We start from the raw sequence: 16641 nt of genomic DNA on the forward strand, positions 1-16641 counted from the left end.
AATCATTAGCTCCTGTCGCCAATAGTGCACGCGGTCCTCACGACCTGCGCAAAGTCACGCACCGAGCGCATCGACCGGGCGGAGTCCACGTCGGGGGCAACCTCGACGCCGAACTCCTGCTCGACCCGGGTAAGAATCTCAACGATTCGCAGGGAGTCGATCGGCAGTTCCCAGCCGCCCTCCTCCAACGCGTCGCGCACATCAGCTTCGGGCTCACCCTGTTCGTCCGCGAGCAGCCGCACGATCACGTCGACGATCTCCTCCACCGTCGGGCCGGTGATGCTCTGCATGTACCCACCTCGCTGCTGTCGGGAATTCCGTCATCCTGCTGGACTGTACAGGTTCCTGTGTGGGATGTTCAAACAGGAACGTCGAACCTGTCGGATGATCCAGCAGCTTCCTGGGGGACCCACCGTGGAGATGACCGCCTACCAACGCTCCGCCGCCAAGACCATCCAGCCCCTGCCCAACGGCGGCGACCCCGTCGTGGTCGCCCTACTCGGCCTGGCCGGCGAATCCGGAGCCGCACTAACCGCCTACAAGAAGCACCTGCGCGACGGCCCCGCACACCCGGAATTCCGCGCACGCATGCGCGAGGAATTAGGCGACGTCCTCTGGTACCTATCCACGGTGGCGCATCAGCTCAACCTTGACCTTGCTGAGCTCGCTACGGCCAACCTCAGCAAGATCGCTGACCGCTGGCGCCCCACCCCAGCCCCCGCGATCCCGTTCGACGCCGACCTGGATCCCCCCGAACAACTCCCCCGGCACGCCGACTTCACCTTCACCGTGACCCGCAACGCTGACGGACGCGAAGTGTCTGTACTGACCTGTGATGGCCAGCAGGTCGGCGACCCGATCACCGACGCCTCCCACGTCGCCGACGGGTACAACTTCCATGACCTCTTCCATCTGTCGTACGCCGCGGTCCTCGGCTGGTCGCCGGTCATGCGCGCCCTACTCAAACGCAAACGCCGCAGCAACCCGCAGACCGACCTAGCTGAAGACGGGGGCCGCGCGATCGCCATCGAGGAGGGCATCTCCGCCTTGGTATTCGCCTACGCCAGTCGGCACGAATATCTCGACGGCAAGAACCACGTCGACAACGACGTCCTGGACACCATTCAGGGCATGGTTGCGCACCTGGAGGTCTCCGCCCATCGAACCGCCGACTGGGAGCAGGCAATCCTCACCGGCTTCACCGCGTGGAGGACCCTGCGACGCCTCGGCGGCGGCACTGTCCGCCTGGACCTCGATGCCCAAACCTTGACCGTGCTGGACCCGGGCTCATCGCCTCGCAAGGAGTCTTCGGCGGTCACCACCTTTCGTGCTGCGGTATCCGATCTTCACCGCGCTAAGGACGCTTCCTACGGCAACTCATGGAAGCGTCGCGGCGAGCAGATCTCCATCATGGCCAACATCGCCCGCAAGGTCGACCGCCTCAACATCGTCGCTACCAAGCTCGAAATCGCCGTGGACGAGAACACGATCGACACGGCCGTCGACCTGTACGTCTACACCCTGAAGTACCTCAGCTACCTTGCCGACATCGACCGCGCAGCAATTCCCGACCTCCCGGCCCAACGACCCGGCGATACTTGGAGCGACGGGCCTAAAGGATTCGAAAATCTACTGACCGCCGCCGATCTTTCACCCCTCGAAGCGATCGACCACGAACCCATCTCGACCCTCGTGACCGCGATCGATCGCACCTTTGCTGACCTCGAAAGGTGCTTCTCCAGCACCGGGGCATCCGCCCCGACCGAACGACGGGCTCGCCTCGCTGGAGCCCTCGCCAGCGACGCCCTGCGTCTGATCGCTGCCCTCCAAGCCACCCAGGCGGACCTCTACAAACAATTCCTTACGACATGGCACCATGTGAACTCGCAACAAACCGTCCAGCCCGCAAATAGACGCCTCGAGCTCCTTCCGCCGCGCTGGCCAAACCTCCCGGACGTCGGTAGCCAGTCCGGGACATTGCGCGAAACCAGCAGGCAGACGTAACGCACTGCCCGGCAGCCTGCACGGCGATGGCCGCCTGCAGCAGCGGACCTGTCAAGAACGAGATGTCCCTGACAGCCGAACGACATACGGATTCGGCGTTCTTGGAGCAAGACGAGGAACAATCATGACCACCGGCAGGGCGGACCGCTCGTGAGGACCACATCGGTCAGGTGGCATGCACCTGTGGTTTCGTGGCTGCTTCTGCGATGGCCTGGCGGGCCAGGAAGAGAATCGTGGCAGGGTCGATGGCCGCGATCGCGGGAAGGAACATCGTCAGGTCAGCACTGGGAAGGGCCCGGAGGAGATAGCGCCGGGCCCTGGCTGAGTCGCCCGCCTTCGCCGCCGTCAGGGCCAGTCTGGCCAGGAACCGGTTGAGGTACTGCTCGTCGATCTGATCGAGATGCTGCTCGGCGGTTGCCCAGTCGCCCTGCTTTCCGGCGCTGGCCGCGATCGCTGTGGCGACGCGGGCCCGGCAGCCACGATCGACGATTTGGTGCAGCAGGCTACTGGCAGATTCCAGGTCGGCGGTGTCCGCCAGGTGTTCCGCGGTCATGGCGATGGCGTCGTCGCGTACGTATTCGTCGGCGATCGTCCGGGTGATGGTTTCCGCAGTGGCGTAGTCACCGATGACCACAGCGGCCTTCGCGATCTCGAACGTCGCCCTGTCGCTGATGATGTCATTGACGATGCGGTTGACAGCGGCTTCTGCATCGCTACGCTCGCCGGCGTGCGCGTAAGCCTCGGCCAGGTCGCCGAAGGCGTAATCTCGTTCCTCTCGTCTGTAGAGCCGATCGATGAGTTCATTTGCTTTCCGAGCCAGGGCCATGGCGCGTTGCCCAGGTTCAGAAGCCACAGCGACGGCACGAAGCGCGTCGATCCGGTATGCCGGCCGGAAGACCGTCATGGCGAGTCGTTCCGCCCCGTCCAGCTGTCCTGCGGCGGCGAGCACTGTCACCAGGCCTACCGTTTGCTCATCGCGAACGTACTGAGCGGAAATGGCCGCTAGGGAAGCCTCCGCCGTCTCGGCCGCCTTCTGCGCGCGGGACCAGCCACCGAGAGTGTTCAGGGCTGCAGCGATTCCGGTCAGCGCAGCTGATTGCTCGTGCTCCGGATCGACGGTGCGGGCAACAGCCTCTGCGAGTTCTTCATCGCCGACGGATGCGGTTGCCGCGGCTAACGCGCCCAGCAGCCGCCAGTGATCGTGGCGGTTCCCCCGTGCGGCCTCCTCTGCTCGCAGCGCCAGGCGCTCGGCCTCGGACGGCACGTCATGCACCAAGAGAGCAGCCATCTTCGCGAGCAAGTCAGCGCGGTGGTGCGGCCGGGTCAATTCCTCCGAAATCTTCTCGGCTTGGTCCAGACGACCGGTTACTGCCCAGGCCCGCGCCACCTGAGCACGCTCGTATTCGTCATCGATGAGGAAATAGGCCCGATCGATGATTGCCTGCGCCTCAGCGACAGCACCCATCTGCCCGGCAAGGCTGGCCAGATCCTCCAGGAGCCAAAGGTACTGCTCCAACTCGTCATCAACGGCGTCCACCGTCTCCAGCGCTGTATGCAGCAATCGGCGAGCGTGCTCCTGGTCTCCGGCAGCGATGCAGGATCTCGCCAGTGCCGCGAGGGCGGTTCCCCGCTCATAGGCATCGGTCAGGGACTGAGCCGCCCTGGTCGCTTCAGCAAAGGCCGCCCGGGACTCGTTCGGCAACCCGCAATCACGTGCTGCGACAGCGAGATCAGCAAGACCAGCGGGTATGTCGGCCGGGCAAAGGAGGCCTCGGACCATCCGCTCGGCGCGGTCAAGGTCGCCGAGCTTCACGAAGGCAACCGCCACATTGGATACTTCTGTGTGCGATATGTCTTCCCAACCAGACACTTCTTCAGTGGCCGTTGCTGCTTCCTCCATCAGGAGCATCGCCGACTCCAGATCGTCGAGGGCGCTGCGGACAACGGCGACGCGGGCGAGAAAACGCGCTCGTGGACTTATGTCCAATTGGCCAACATCGATAAGCGCGGAGTCCAACAGGCGTGCAGCGCGCGCCAGGTCTCCGCGATCGGCCGCAACTTCTGAAAGCCGCAAATGCAGTCTGCTCGTACGCCAGGAAGGGATGTTGATTCTGCGTGCCAGAGCCTCCGCGTCCTCGAGATCGCCTTTCTCGGCAAGTGCGTCGATCATGCATTCGAGCGCTGCTCCTCGCCCGCCGAGGTCTGAAATGCCCCGGACCAGCGCCTCTGCCCGGTCGGGCTGCCCAAGGTTCACCCAGATGGCCGGCAGTTCCGAGGGCAAATCCGCGTTCCGCGAGGCCAAGGCCCGATGCCGGACAGCCAGCCGAGCTGGAAAAACCAGGTCCGTTCCACCCTCGCCAACCGCCATCTCGTACGCCTTGAGCACTTCGTCGTGCGCCACCGCGTCCCCGCCGGTCGCGTGCAGCAGCCGATCATGCCGGCTGGCATCGGTGGCCGCGTCCACGAGGCGTGGAAGATCAGGGATTGCTGCCAGCATGTGGGCGTAACCGTGGAGCAGGTATTGCGGTGTCTCTGCGGGCCAGCCCCGATCCTGGTAGGACCCGGCCCACTGATGGATCCACCCCTGATATGTGGTCAGCGCCCTGCCGAAACGCTCCGCAGCCTCTGCGGCGAGCGTCTCGTGCATGAAGCTCAGCGAACCTGCCACGCCCGTCCGTGCGCCGACTGTCCGGCCAAGCACGCCGTCCAGCAACGCCTCCAGTTCGTAGTGCGGCCGGTTGGTCAGCTCGCCGAGATCCGCGCTGTTCAGGCCGCCCAGCGAGGCGGTGATGAGGCCGAGAACATCCCGTCCCGCACCGTCCACGGCGAGCTGCTCGCGCAACTCCCGCTTGGCCCAGCGGCCCACATCCCGCGCATGGGGCGACGGGATCAGCTGCCTGACCTGGCAGGACCGCAGAGGATGATCCGCCGGCACGGCGTCGGGCAGGGCCGGCGTTGCGCGGCTCGCCGCGATGACCCGCAGCCCGCCGATCGGCGACTTGGGTAATAGCGCCGCCACGCTGAGCATGCCCGACCCAGGCCCGGCGCCACGGTCCTCGTCGAGTCCGTCGATTACCAGCACCAGCCGCCGGCCCTTGGCGTTCGCCTGATCGGCGGCAGCGCGCAGCAGTCTTCGCCAGTGCCCGTCGCGCGCGGAACCGCTCATCGACGCTGGCGGTTCCTCACCGGTGAGCGCCGACAACTGGTCGATGAACGCCGTGGCGCAGGCGCCGGAGTCGGACTGCGTGGCCTGCCAAGCGTTGATAAAGAAGGACACCACATCGCAGTGGGCTGGCGGGTTCAGCACGAACGTCGCGAGCAGCGCCGACTTGCCTGCCCACGGACCGGCTTGCCACCACAGGTATGAGCTCTCGCCGTCGCAGAACCGGGCCAGCTCTTCCAACTCGTCAGCCCGGTCCCGAAGCCCGCCGACAGGTGCGATGTCGCGGATCTGCTCGACATAGGCAGACCTGGCCCACCACTTCACCGAAGCCTCCTGGCCACCGCCGGGACGGTCCTCGCCGAGCAGCCCGAGCCGCTTCACTTCCGCACGAACGTTGTCCGCGGTCAGGACACGACGCCCGTCGCGGACCCAGGCCCCGACAACGCTGACGGCGGTCCGCAGCGCCCGGTCGTCACAGCGCATCCCGTTGGCCCGCATAGCGTGCTTGGCCTGATCCTGGGCTGATCTCACCGTCACGCCAACCGTGAAGATCAGATGGTCGAACAGATCAAGCAGCTCGTCAGGCTCACAGCCCAGGTGCCCGACCAACTCGGCCAATCGCTTGGCTGCCTGCGATCTCGGTGACAGCCCTCGTGCCGACAACAGCCCGGTACGGCTGTCCACCACAGCCAGCAACGGATCTCGCGGATCCAGCACGCGGTTCGTCGCCAGTTCCATGAGCGGCTCGCTGCCGTCGCGGCGGATAAGGCGCCAGCTCGCCAGAAACTTCTCCAGCAAGGATTTGCTTCCCGAGGCGCGCCGACGAGTCAGAAAGGCGAAATCGATCTGGCTTGCCGCGCTTGTCGCCCATTTGAGCTGCGTATAGCAGTCCTGACCGGCCCTGGCTCTGCGGACGACATCGTCGACGTGCGCCGACTCGCGCGCCTCGATCTCGACACGGTCGTAGTCGCCGTTCGGATCCAGCAACTCGACCGCCGCGATCCACGCCGCGAGATCCTGGTACTCGTCGCCCTGCCGCCTCACCCCACTCGCAGAGGGTCGCCCCGCAGCTGGCCGGACACTCACCATGCATCCTCCCGAGCGGCGCGAGCTTGGGCAGAATACCGCTGCGCCTCTGCACATATGCGGCTCAGTCCGCGGCGAAGTCCGCGAGGAGGTCGTTGATGAGGCTGACGGCGGTGCGGACCAGCGCGGGGTTGCGGGCGCGGTAGTACGACGGCGAGATCATCGTCAAAGACAGGGTCCAGCCGCGGGCGCGCGTCCAGGCGTGCTCGTCGACCTTCAACGCCTCGCGGAAGGCACACCGGGAGTCGCCGTCGAACAGGTACCAGGCGGCCAGCAGGTCGGCTGCGGAGATCGGCCGCGCAGGCGGTGCCGAAGTCGATGATCGCGGTTAGTCGACCGTCGGTGACCAGCACATTGCCGGGCATGAGATCGCCATGGATCCACCGGTCTGGCGGCGGGGGTGCTTTCCACCGCCAGACCGGACAGCTGTCAGTCGTACTCACCGACCAGCGCGTCGCTGGCAAAGTTGAGCACCGCAAGTGTGTCGGGCAGTGCCAGCGGGTGTGGCTCGCCGGTCAGCCCGGCCATTGCGGTGGCGACCTCCTGCAAGGTCGCCTTGACGTACCGGGCCGTGGTGCCGGCATCGTTCGGCGTTTCAGCATGCCCGGCATACGCGAGTGCGACGGCGTAGCCGTATACGCGTTCGACCCAGGTCAGCGTCGTGTGCCGCAGCCAGTGCGCGGAGATCATCTGCGTTCTGGCCCAGGGAAGGAGTTCACCGACGCGGGTGAACAGGTAGTCGTAGCGGCGCCGGCCGACCGGTTTGCCGTTGCGATACCGCAGCAGCGTCTCGTTCTGCGGGGAGCCGCGTTCCTGGGCGTGCTGTCGTAGGAACGCCATCAGCGTCGGGGAGATCGGCTGCCACCGGAACGTCTCACCTTTCTCTCGCAACAGCACCAGGCACTGCTCGACGTCGAGGTCCATCGGCCGTAGCCCGAGCAGGCCGCCGCGGCGGCAGGCCGTCTCGATATGGAACCGCAGGATGAGTGTGTCGAGCTCCGGGTCGTTGCCCGAGGTGCCGGCCGTCGCGGTCAGTTCGGCGAGTCGGTCGTCAGCCAGCGCCGAACGAGTCGAAGCGTGACGGGCCGGCTTCGAGACCTTGCGGGCCGGGTTGTCGCTCTCGCCGATGTAGCCGTCGGCTACGGCTCGTTTGTAGAAGCAGCGCATGGCGGAGATGAAGTGCTCGGCGGCGCTGCGGCCGCCGCGATTGTTACGCCGTCGCAGGGCGTTCGCTTGGATTTCGCGCATCGCGACTTCGATCTCGGACGGGATCACCTCGTCGATGTGCCGGTCGGCCCAGCGTTCGACGGCCTTGGCCCAGTAGGTGCCGTACATGCGCTGCGAGCCGGGCGCGACCGCCGCGGCCACGATCGGCACATACTCGGCGAACGTCGGCGTCGACCTTCCCGGCACCGCGGTGTTGAGCAGATCGGCGGGCGTGATGCCCATCTGCTGCAACAGCGTCCGCGCCGCCTGCACCACCTCCGGTTTCGCCACGGCGCTCACAACTCACCGCCGAGCGCAGCGGTGTGGACGGCCAAGGTCAGCTGGCCCAGCAGGGCGGGCGGATGCACGATCAGCCGCTGCCTGCCCGGCAGCGCGGCCAGCACCACCCGCGGCGTACCGTCGATCCGGCAGGCCCGGCGCACTCGCATCGGCAGCAGGACGTGACAGCGTTCATCCAGGGCCCGGCTGCCCGTCTCGTCGGCGGCGACCACGATCAGCCCTTCACGGATCGCGAACTTCACTCGCAGACCGGGCTTCCAGCCGAGGCTCTCCATGATGGCCTTGTCGGCGATCCGGCCGGACCGATCAAGCACGGCCATACCGAAGACGACGTCTCGGCGGGGCAGTTGCGGCACCTTCGGCAACGGCAGCGATCGCCGCTGGACCGGACCACGCCCGGCTTCGCGGCGCTGGCCCTCCCGGTCGGAAAGCGACAGTCTGGGCACCAGCGGCGGCAACGGAATCGTTCTCACCACAGGCCATCACCGGCCCATGACCGGCACCGCAGCCGTGCGGTAATTGGGCGCTCATGCGACGCTATGACACAGAAGGAAGTTTTACAGGCTCGGTGCGGCATTTTGGGGGATCATGTCCCCCTCCGGACACAAACCAAATCCCCATGAGAGTCCGCCACAGGCTGTGCCTGTACGCGGACTTTTTGCTGTTCTTGATCATATGTGAGCCGGATCCCGAGTTGCTGATAGACCTCGGCGCGGTCAGTGGGGTCGGCCTCACCCAGAACGGCGACGATGTCACCCAGTTGATCGACGAGGTCGGAAATCTGTTCCGAGCTCATCCGCGGGGCCGGCTGGGGCCGAGGCGTGTTCAGCACCTAGAGCGCCTTCCTGCGCTACAGCCTTGGACTTCACTGATCCAGCCGGTGACGACAACCGGATCCGCACCGGCGTCCAGCGCCGCCCGGTACTTGGTGAGCCTCGCGTCACAATCAGCCAGCCGGGCACGAGCCTGACGTATGGGCTCCTCCTCAACAGGGTCCGGGTCCTGGGCGGCGGCCATCATCGCGACGGTGTCGCTGATGCGGTCGGGCACAAACGCGCCGGCCAGCGCGGCATCGAGGTCGGTGACGACGTCCAACTCGCGCAGGTAGACGTTGCGCAGGTGGTCGATCTTGTTCGCTAGGGCGTACTCCTGGGCGTAGCGACACCGGTAGTAGGCCTCGCCGTTCGAGCGCTGGCCCTGCATCTTGCGGTGGCACAGCCCGCAATAGACCAGACCCTTGACGAGTCGCGGTGACCAGCAGCGGTAGAACGCCAGCTCGCCGGTGGTGCGGTTGCAGCGGATCAGTAGCCAGTGATGGTCTTGATGCTGGTCAGCGGTGTGCGGCAGGGTAATGAACGCCCAGTCGTAGTAGCGGTAGCCTTTCGCGCCGGCTCCGGCCGAGATCCGCTGCCACGCCTGTTTCGGCAGGCCCGCCGCGATCTGGTCGGCCCGCTGAACACCGAGGCCGGTCGGCACCCGATGTGAACAGGCGACCGCGAGGACGTAACCCAGATCGTGGCCACGCAGTGCGGCGGCCAGTTGCGGGTCACCGCCGTAGGCTTCGTCGCCGGCGACCCATCGGCACGGCAGCCCGCCGGCCACTGCGGTCTCGATCAGATGGCGTGCCAGCTGCGGTTTCGTGGCAAAGGTGACGGTGTCGGGCGCCCCTGCTTCCGTGTGTCGCGGTGGGTCGTCGGTCCAGGCTTTCGGCAGGTAGAGCGCGACGCCGACCAGGGTGTGCCCGGCTGGTGAGGCGTAGGACAGGTGCACCGCGAGCTGGCAGTTATCGATCTTCCCGGCGGTTCCGGTGTACTGCCGTTGCACCCCGACAGTCCTCCCAGGTGTGGGTTCGGGGCGGATCTTCGGTCTCCCAGCGGCGAATCTGGTCGGCGGGGATCCCAACCACTTCAAGGGTCCACAACAACTCCGGTCGGTAGATCCATCTTCCGACATCTGGGTTGTTCGATTCTTTGAGATCGGACATCCTGACCTATTCGCGCTTCGGAGGTAGTCAGGTGCCAAGAGAATCGGTCAGGCCACAGCGCAGTGGCGGACTGACCTTCTCTTGCTCGCTGCACCGGCCGTTTTGGAGTCGGGCGTGACGGTGCTGGCCGCCGTGAAGTTCCCTGGGGGAGGGAGTAGCCGGTGCATCCTCGGGGTGTAGAGGTTGATGTCGAGGCGTTGCGCGGCGTCGGGCGGGACGTGGCGGAGGCCGCCGTGACGTTGCGGGAGGCGGCGAGGGCGGCCGGCTCTGGTCTGGCACCGGTACCGCGGCCGGGTTCTGCGGCCGGCGCCGCCGCGCAGAAGGCCGAGAAGGCGTGGCTCGCCGACCTGCGGCGGCTCACCGGCCAGGCTGACGAGTACGGCCGAAGCCTGACCACCGCAGCACAGACGTATCGGGCCACCGACCAGGCGGGTGCCGACGACCTGCGACGCGGCGGGGCGGGGGCGGATCGATGAGTGGCATGACCCTGCAGGATCTGCTCGAGTTCGACGCCGGACCATGGCACTCCGCGGCCGAGGTCTGGCATCGGGTGGCCCGGGGTCTCGATGCCGCGTCGGAGCAGCTGATCAGTGGCACCCGCGATCTGGGTGCGGTGTGGCCGTCGGGTAGCGGGTCCACCGCGGCGCTGCAGAAGGCGGCCATGCTGCGGGCCGAGGTGGAGAACACGTACCTGCCGGCGAAGCGCCTGGCCGATGCCTTCGACCAGCATGCGTACGCGATGAAGGGTTTGCGAAGTCAGGCTGAGGGGATCGTCGCGTCGGCGCGGCAGGCCGGATACACCGTGGACACGGCAGCCGTGACGATCACCGCGCCGGCGTCCGCGTACATGGGCGGGAATCTGGATCGCACCGGCCGGGAGACCGGTGCGCTGCTCAGTGATCTGCGTTCGGTCGTGGAGTACGCACGGGCGCAGGACGACTCGACGGCCGAGATCATCGACGGCAATGTGCCGTCGCCGCAGACCGGGTTCGGGGCCAGCCCGCCCGGCGCGATCGCCCGGGCGCAGGAGCTGGCGAACAAGCTCAAGGACCCGACGTACCAGCCCACCGCCGCCGAGCTCGACGAGCTGCGGAATCTGATCACGCTGTACGGCAGGGACAAGGCCTTCGCCCACGACTTCCTCAACGCTCTCGGGCCCAAGGGCCTGCTGCAGCTCAACGGCACGCTGGCGACCTACCAGCTCGACAATCCGGGCAGAGACGTCGACGATGCGCTGTTCAGCAACAGCACCGCCGACATGGTGCGGGATCTGCAGAACGGTCTCGGCGTCATGCTGGCCGCCGCCACCGCGGAAACCGGCACCAGGACCGGCCTGCGCGGCGAAACCTACATCCCCGGCAAGTACGAGCTGTCCAGTCAGTGGATGACCGACCTGATGGCCGCCGGGCGCAGCAAGATGGACATCGGCGACCCCTACAGCCCGGCACGGTACGTGGAGGACGTCTACGGCTACCAGCTGCTGAGCCCGCTGCTGCACAACGGCGAATATGACGCCGGGTTCCTGTCCACCGTCGGCGGGGACATGGTCGACTTCGAGATGTCGCAGGGCGAGAACAGCGATTTGTGGACCGGGGCGCGCGGCGAGAACCTGCGCCTGGACTGGACCCAGGGCCACGACGACAACACCGTACCGGCCGGCTACGACCCGATGAACGGCCTGATGGACGCCCTGTCCCGCAACGGTGAAGCCACCCAGGACCTGCTCACCGGCGTCACCAGCTTCACCGGCGACGGGCCCGCCGACGGCCGGCTGCCCAGGCTCGACTACCTGCTCACCGACCGGAACTGGGACGCGACCGCGGACGTCCCGGGCGGCCCGGGCTGGACGGTCGAGCTGATGCAGCACGGCGACGATTTCAAGAACGGGGCTCTGGACAAGTTCGGTGTGGCTCTCGAACATGCCGCCACCGATCATCCCGGGCCGCAGGCTCGGCACATCGTCGAGTCGATCATTTATGAGAGCAACGTCGATGAGCAGGCCATGGGCTACGACAACGGCGTGACCCCGGGGCACGGCAAGACCGGCGACCCGGTGATCATCAATCCGCAGCTGCGCCAGCCGATGGCCAACATCACGTCGGCGTACATCTTCGACGTGAACAACGTCATCTCCGGTGCCGAAACCATCGACGTCGACCGCAACCATCTGGTGAAGTTCCTGGCCGATCTCGGCAAGGACCCGGGCGCGCACGACACCATCGCCAAGGCCGAGGTCGCATACGCCACGGGCACCTACGACAGCATTCTCTCCGGCCGGCAGAATCCGCACGACAACTTCCAGGGCAATTTGAACGCGATGGAAACCGTCTCGCACAACTACGGCAGCGTGCTGGGCGCTCTCGACCACGGGGCGGCCCAGGCCCACCACGCGACCAGCGCCGAGCAGGACGAGATCTACAACCAGAACGTCGAGGACCGGTACAAAATCGCCGGTGGCATCGTCGACCAGGTCATGGGAAAAGTAACCGGCAAGATACCTGTGCCGGTCGTCGGCGATCTGGCCACCGAGTACGTCAACGACCTGATGTCGCAAGCCGAGGAACAGGCGAAGGTCGACAACCACGGCCAGGCCACCTACGAGGTCGGCACCGCGCTCGGCGCCGGCCGAACCACCTCGGTCGAACTCACCGAGTTTGCCCTCTACAACAGCGGTAAACTCGAGGGCCTGCCGGACAGGCTCACTTTGGATGGTCAACTCAAGCCGGTGAGTCAGTGGGAAGGCTCGGATCTACTGGCATGGCAGCAGTACAAGGTCGGGCACGGCATGAGCACGGTGGGCAACGCTGCCGCCAGCGCCGGAGATTCCTATCAGAACGGTTACGAGTGGGCGGGAGACATCCTCGGTGAGAAGTGATGTGGGCTCGTCCGGGCTGAAGGTGTTCGCCGCGGCGGTCGTCGCCGTGACCGTGGGGCTTGCCACAGCGGGTTGCACCAACGACGACCCAGGCGGTGACGCAACTGTGCCGCCATCCGTGGCGTCGAGTAGCGCCGTCGCGCCTTCCATGACGTTCGAGGAGGCGTACCGCAAACTGCCGATGGACGGGACCACAGATCTACCGATCACCTGGGACCTGGCGGGGGCACCGGACACCGACGAGGTCCTTGCCGCCCGGCGGAGTCTCGCGTTCATCTACTGGCAGATGAGTTCGAGCGACTGGAGTCCGATCACCCCGATCGGACGGTTCCTCTACACCGAGGAATACTTCGAGAAGGTCTTCGCGCCGCTCGCGAACACGACGAGCGACAACCCGTCGATCGGTCCGATCTGGGTCAAGCCCATCGGCGTCGAAGGGACCGGCGCGGACCAGGCGACGGTCATCTTCTGTACCGACCTGGGATACTGGCATGAGGTTGAGCAGAAAAATCCCAAGGTCCGTACGAAGCGGGGGACCGTCCAGTCGTACGTGATGAAGAACGTCGAGTCCGGGGACGGCGAGCGCCATTGGCTCGCCGACCGGGTGTTCGATCCCGATGTCGACCGCCAAGCGAAGTACGGCGCGGAGTGCACGAAATGGGCTCTGCACCAGCCCTGACGGAGCACTCCCGACGTGCTCGACCGCACCCGGGTCTGGAACCAGGCGCACCTGTTGCACGCCCTGCGCGAGCACGAACGGCACTGCAACCGGCACCGTCACCGTTCTTACCGGGCATCACCAACGCCCGGCCCCCGGGCAACCGCTGTCCGGACCGTTCACAGCAGGTCGGCGATCGTGATGGGCACCCGCCGCAGCCGTTGACCTGTCGCGTGGAACACCGCGTTGGTGACTGCGGGCACCACGCCGACCAGGGCGACCTCGCCGAGCCCCTTGACTCCTACGGGATTGAGCAGCGGATCGGGTTCGTCGATGAAGTCGACCTCGATCTCGCCGATGTCGGCGTTGACCGAGATCACGTACTCCTCCATGGTCGCGTTGAAGAAGCCGCCGTATCGCCGCTCGGGCTCGCTTGCCTCTCGCAGCGCCGCGCCGAGGCCCCACACCACGCCGCCTCTCACCTGGCTGGCCGCGGTCACGGCGCTCGCGACACGGCCGCAGTCCACCACGCTCACCACCCGTGGCACGCGAACCCGGCGGGTCGTCGCCTCGATCCGGACCTCGACGAAGTGGGCGACGAAGCTGAACGACGTGAACCCGGGGTAGACCGGACCGGTGAACGCGACCTTCCCGGCGCGCGACCGGTCGAGCATCTCCGGCGGCTGGCCAGGCCCGAGCGTCGCCGCCTCGGCCTCGACCGTCGGTTGACCGGCGGCGGCGACGGCCGCGCCGACGTCGAGCATGCCGGTCTCCGCCACGCCGAGGCGGGCCCGCAGTTCTCGCAGGGCGGCGTGCACCGCCGGGAGCGCGCTCGCGGTGCCCCACGAGCCCGCGGTGAGGTGCTGCGGTGCTACACGGGTGTCGCCGATGTCGACGGTCACGCGGTCCACGGCGATGCCCAGGTCGTCGGCGACCAGGAACGTGATGGCCGACCGGATACCCTGCCCCATCTCGTGCCCGTCGACCGCGACGACGACCCGGCCGTCGGCGCCCGCGCGTACGTGCGCGATCGCCGGCGCTACGCAGGCCGGGTACGCGCCGATCGCGACCCCCCAGCCGATCAGCGATCCGTCGTCGGCGCGCATCGAGCCGGGCGCCGGGTCGCGGGCGGCCCAGCCGAACCGCTCGGCGCCGCGCCGCAGGCACTCGGCGACATGCCGGGAGGAGAAGGGCTGGCCGGTGATCGGGTCGGTGCCGGTGTCGTTCGCCAGGCGCAACGCGACCGGGTCGCGGCCGACCGCGTACGCCAGTTCGTCGACCGCTGACTCGAATGCGAACGACGCGGGCGACTCGAACGGCGCGCGCATGTACCCGGGCGTCTGGGTGTCGACGCGGACCAGCCGCGTGGGGCCGGAGAAGTTGGGTACGCCGTACAAGCGCGACATGGCCTCCGTGTACATGGCGGGAAACAGGTCATGCCGGGAGGTCTCCTGGTCGACCTCGTAGATCGCAGCCGTCAGGCGCCCATTGCCGTCGGCGCCGAGCCGCACGCGATGCCGGCTCGCCGGGCGGAAGCTGCCCTGGTGGAACGTCTGCGGCCGGGTCATGACGAACTTGACCGGCCGGCCCAGCCGCCTGGCCGCGAGCGCGACCGGTCCGAGGTGCGGCTGCAGAGAGTTCTTCTGGCCGAAGCCGCCACCGAGGTACGGCGAGATCACCTCGACGTCGGCCGGGTCGATACCGAGCTGCAGTGCCAGGCCGTTGCGCAGCGCGCCCGCGTTCTGGGTGCCTTCGTGAACGACGACGGTGTCCCCGCGCCACTCGACGACACAGCCCAGCAGCTCCATCGGCGTCGCCGCCTGCTTGGGATGGTCGTACACCTCGTCGACGCGCACCTCGCTGCCCGCGAAGACGGCCTCGGCGTCGCCCACCGCGATGTCGGCGAGGGCGGGCACCGGAAGAGCCTCCGGTTGCCGCAGCTTCTCGGCGTCCTCGTCGTCGAGCTCCAGCGCGAAGGGCGCCGCCTCGTACCTGGCGCACACGCGGTTGGCCGCCTCGGTGGCGGCGACCGGCGTGTCCGCCACGACCAGCGCGATCGGCTGTCCCCGGTAGGCGATGTGGTCGCTCAGCAGCGGCTGGAGGCTCTGCACCGCGTGGCCACCAGCCATGATGTACACCGGCGGCTTGAGCTCCGACGCTTCGAAACGGGTCAGCACCAACCTGACACCCGCCACCGCGGCCGCCGCGGCGGTGTCGATCTCGACGACCCGCCCCTTCCCGACGGTCGCGACAGCCATCGCCGCGTACGCCAAACCTTCGGGGGTACGGTCGGTGCCGTACCGTGCTGCGCCGGTGACCTTGGCGCGGGCATCCACCCGCGGCCGGGCAGCGGCCGCGGTCATCGGGCGGCCCGTTCGGCTGCGATACGCAGTGCCTCGGCGACGGTGCGGATACCCAGCTCGATCTTGAAGGCGTTGTGTCGGCCCGGCCGCGCATCGGCGAAGGCGATCTCGCCGGCTCGGCGGGCGGCGTCTGTCGTGAGCCGCCCACCGAGCAACGACTGTTCAGCGGCGGTGCAGCGCCAGGGCCGGGTGGCCACCCCGCCCAGAGCGATCCGGCAGTCGCTGACCGTGCCGCCGGGGTCAAGGGAGAGTCCGGCCGCGGCCGACGCGAGCGCGAAGGCGTAGGACTCACGGGGCCTGATCTTGAGGTACGTGGAGCCGGCGCCGGCCCGGCTCACGGGCACCCGGATGCGCAGGATGAGTTCGTCGGCCGCGAGGGTGTGTTCGCGCTGGGGTGTGTCGCCCGGCTCGAGGTGGAGCTCCGCGACAGCCACGCTCCGCTCACCGTGCGGCCCGGCGACATCGATGGTGGCGTCGAACGCGAGCAGCGCCACCGCCCAGTCGCCCGGATAGGTCGCGATGCACGCGTCGCTGACGCCGAGCACGGCATGACCTGAGTCGATACCGCCACGCGCGGCGCACCCGCTGCCCGGCTCCCGCTTGTTGCAGGGATACTGCGAGCCACCACGGAAGTAGCCGCACCTCGTGCGCTGTAAGAGATTTCCACCGACGGTGGCCATGTTGCGCAGCTGCTGCGACGCCGCCAGCCGCAAGGACTCCGACAAGGCCGGATATTCGGCTCGGACCACCGGGTCGTCTGCCACATCGGACATGCGTGCGCCGGCCCCGAAGATCAGCTCAGTCGCGCCGGCGGTGTCGATCGCCTCGAAGCCGGCGAGCCGGTGGATGTCGACGACGGCCGGCGGTGTCTCGACCTCGAGCCGCATGAGGTCGTACAGGTTGGTGCCACCGGCGAGGAACTTGGCGCCGGGGCCCAACGCCACCAACGCGTCCACGGCCTCAGCGACGGTGGCCGGCGCGGCATAGGCGAACGCGCGCACC

General features: G+C 67.4%; 12 protein-coding genes and 2 pseudogenes. 4 read left to right on the forward strand and 10 right to left on the reverse strand.

Features of this window, described 5'->3' with window-relative positions; all coding sequences use genetic code 11:
- Window positions 1–5: 5 nt before the first annotated feature.
- Window positions 6–290 (reverse strand): acyl carrier protein, encoded by a 285-nt coding sequence (locus CHC09_RS39995; RefSeq protein WP_089298487.1) that lies wholly within the window; start codon window positions 288–290, stop codon window positions 6–8.
- Between the two features lie 130 nt (window positions 291–420).
- Here CHC09_RS39995 and CHC09_RS40000 point away from each other — a divergent pair, with 130 nt between their 5' ends.
- On the forward strand, window positions 421–2004 hold the full coding sequence (locus CHC09_RS40000) for a nucleoside triphosphate pyrophosphohydrolase family protein (RefSeq protein WP_239138765.1): 1584 nt from the start codon (window positions 421–423) through the stop codon (window positions 2002–2004).
- Between the two features lie 166 nt (window positions 2005–2170).
- Here CHC09_RS40000 and CHC09_RS40005 read toward each other — a convergent pair whose 3' ends face one another.
- The 7 genes and pseudogenes from CHC09_RS40005 to CHC09_RS48775 form a co-directional block, all read right to left on the reverse strand.
- Window positions 2171–6211, reverse strand: a complete 4041-nt coding sequence (locus CHC09_RS40005) for a tetratricopeptide repeat protein (protein WP_089298488.1) — start codon at window positions 6209–6211, stop codon at window positions 2171–2173.
- A 106-nt stretch (window positions 6212–6317) separates the two neighbouring features.
- Complete coding sequence (locus tag CHC09_RS48160) at window positions 6318–6473, reverse strand: hypothetical protein (protein ID WP_239138751.1); 156 nt, start codon at window positions 6471–6473, stop codon at window positions 6318–6320.
- A gap of 79 nt (window positions 6474–6552) precedes the next feature.
- Window positions 6553–6696: pseudogene (locus CHC09_RS48940) on the reverse strand (phosphotransferase); the annotation flags it as partial.
- Window positions 6683–7750 (reverse strand): tyrosine-type recombinase/integrase, encoded by a 1068-nt coding sequence (locus tag CHC09_RS40015; RefSeq protein ID WP_239138752.1) that lies wholly within the window; start codon window positions 7748–7750, stop codon window positions 6683–6685. The pseudogene CHC09_RS48940 and the gene CHC09_RS40015, both read right to left, overlap by 14 nt.
- A 5-nt stretch (window positions 7751–7755) precedes the next feature.
- Window positions 7756–8232 carry a hypothetical protein gene (locus CHC09_RS40020; protein ID WP_143232837.1) on the reverse strand — a complete coding sequence of 159 codons (477 nt, stop codon included), beginning with the start codon at window positions 8230–8232 and terminating at the stop codon, window positions 7756–7758.
- Window positions 8233–8584: 352 nt separating this feature from the next.
- Window positions 8585–8992, reverse strand: coding sequence for a recombinase zinc ribbon domain-containing protein (locus CHC09_RS48770; RefSeq protein WP_307833947.1), 408 nt, complete (start codon window positions 8990–8992; stop codon window positions 8585–8587).
- 6 nt (window positions 8993–8998) lie between these two features.
- Window positions 8999–9592: pseudogene (locus tag CHC09_RS48775) on the reverse strand (IS701 family transposase); the annotation flags it as partial.
- A gap of 312 nt (window positions 9593–9904) precedes the next feature.
- On the opposite strand from CHC09_RS48775, the gene CHC09_RS40035 reads away from it, so the two are divergent.
- The 3 genes from CHC09_RS40035 to CHC09_RS40045 all read left to right on the forward strand — a co-directional run bounded on the left by CHC09_RS40035 (window position 9905) and on the right by CHC09_RS40045 (window position 13297).
- Window positions 9905–10219, forward strand: coding sequence for a type VII secretion target (locus CHC09_RS40035; protein ID WP_089298491.1), 315 nt, complete (start codon window positions 9905–9907; stop codon window positions 10217–10219).
- A gap of 5 nt (window positions 10220–10224) precedes the next feature.
- Window positions 10225–12618 carry a hypothetical protein gene (locus CHC09_RS40040; protein WP_239138754.1) on the forward strand — a complete coding sequence of 798 codons (2394 nt, stop codon included), beginning with the start codon at window positions 10225–10227 and terminating at the stop codon, window positions 12616–12618.
- A 148-nt stretch (window positions 12619–12766) separates the two neighbouring features.
- Entirely contained in the window at window positions 12767–13297 is a 531-nt protein-coding gene (locus tag CHC09_RS40045; RefSeq protein WP_239138755.1) for a hypothetical protein, read from the forward strand.
- 158 nt (window positions 13298–13455) lie between these two features.
- Here the strand turns inward: CHC09_RS40045 and CHC09_RS40055 are convergent, their stop codons facing one another.
- Entirely contained in the window at window positions 13456–15639 is a 2184-nt protein-coding gene (locus CHC09_RS40055; RefSeq protein WP_089298493.1) for a xanthine dehydrogenase family protein molybdopterin-binding subunit, read from the reverse strand.
- A complete protein-coding gene (locus CHC09_RS40060) occupies window positions 15636–16640 on the reverse strand; it encodes an FAD binding domain-containing protein (protein ID WP_089298494.1) in 1005 nt (334 codons plus the stop codon). Before CHC09_RS40060 ends, CHC09_RS40055 begins: the two co-directional genes overlap by 4 nt.
- Between the last annotated feature and the right edge of the window lies 1 nt (window position 16641).

The sequence above is a fragment of the Actinoplanes regularis genome, from assembly GCF_900188005.1.
GTDB lineage: Bacteria > Actinomycetota > Actinomycetes > Mycobacteriales > Micromonosporaceae > Actinoplanes > Actinoplanes regularis.

Coding starts and splice junctions, on each gene's coding strand:
- CHC09_RS39995 (WP_089298487.1), bottom strand. CDS start 290: ATGCAGAGCATCACCGGCCCGACGGTGGAGGAGATCGTCGACGTGATC.
- CHC09_RS40000 (WP_239138765.1), top strand. CDS start 421: ATGACCGCCTACCAACGCTCCGCCGCCAAGACCATCCAGCCCCTGCCC.
- CHC09_RS40040 (WP_239138754.1), top strand. CDS start 10,225: ATGACCCTGCAGGATCTGCTCGAGTTCGACGCCGGACCATGGCACTCC.
- CHC09_RS40045 (WP_239138755.1), top strand. CDS start 12,767: ATGACGTTCGAGGAGGCGTACCGCAAACTGCCGATGGACGGGACCACA.
- CHC09_RS40055 (WP_089298493.1), bottom strand. CDS start 15,639: ATGACCGCGGCCGCTGCCCGGCCGCGGGTGGATGCCCGCGCCAAGGTC.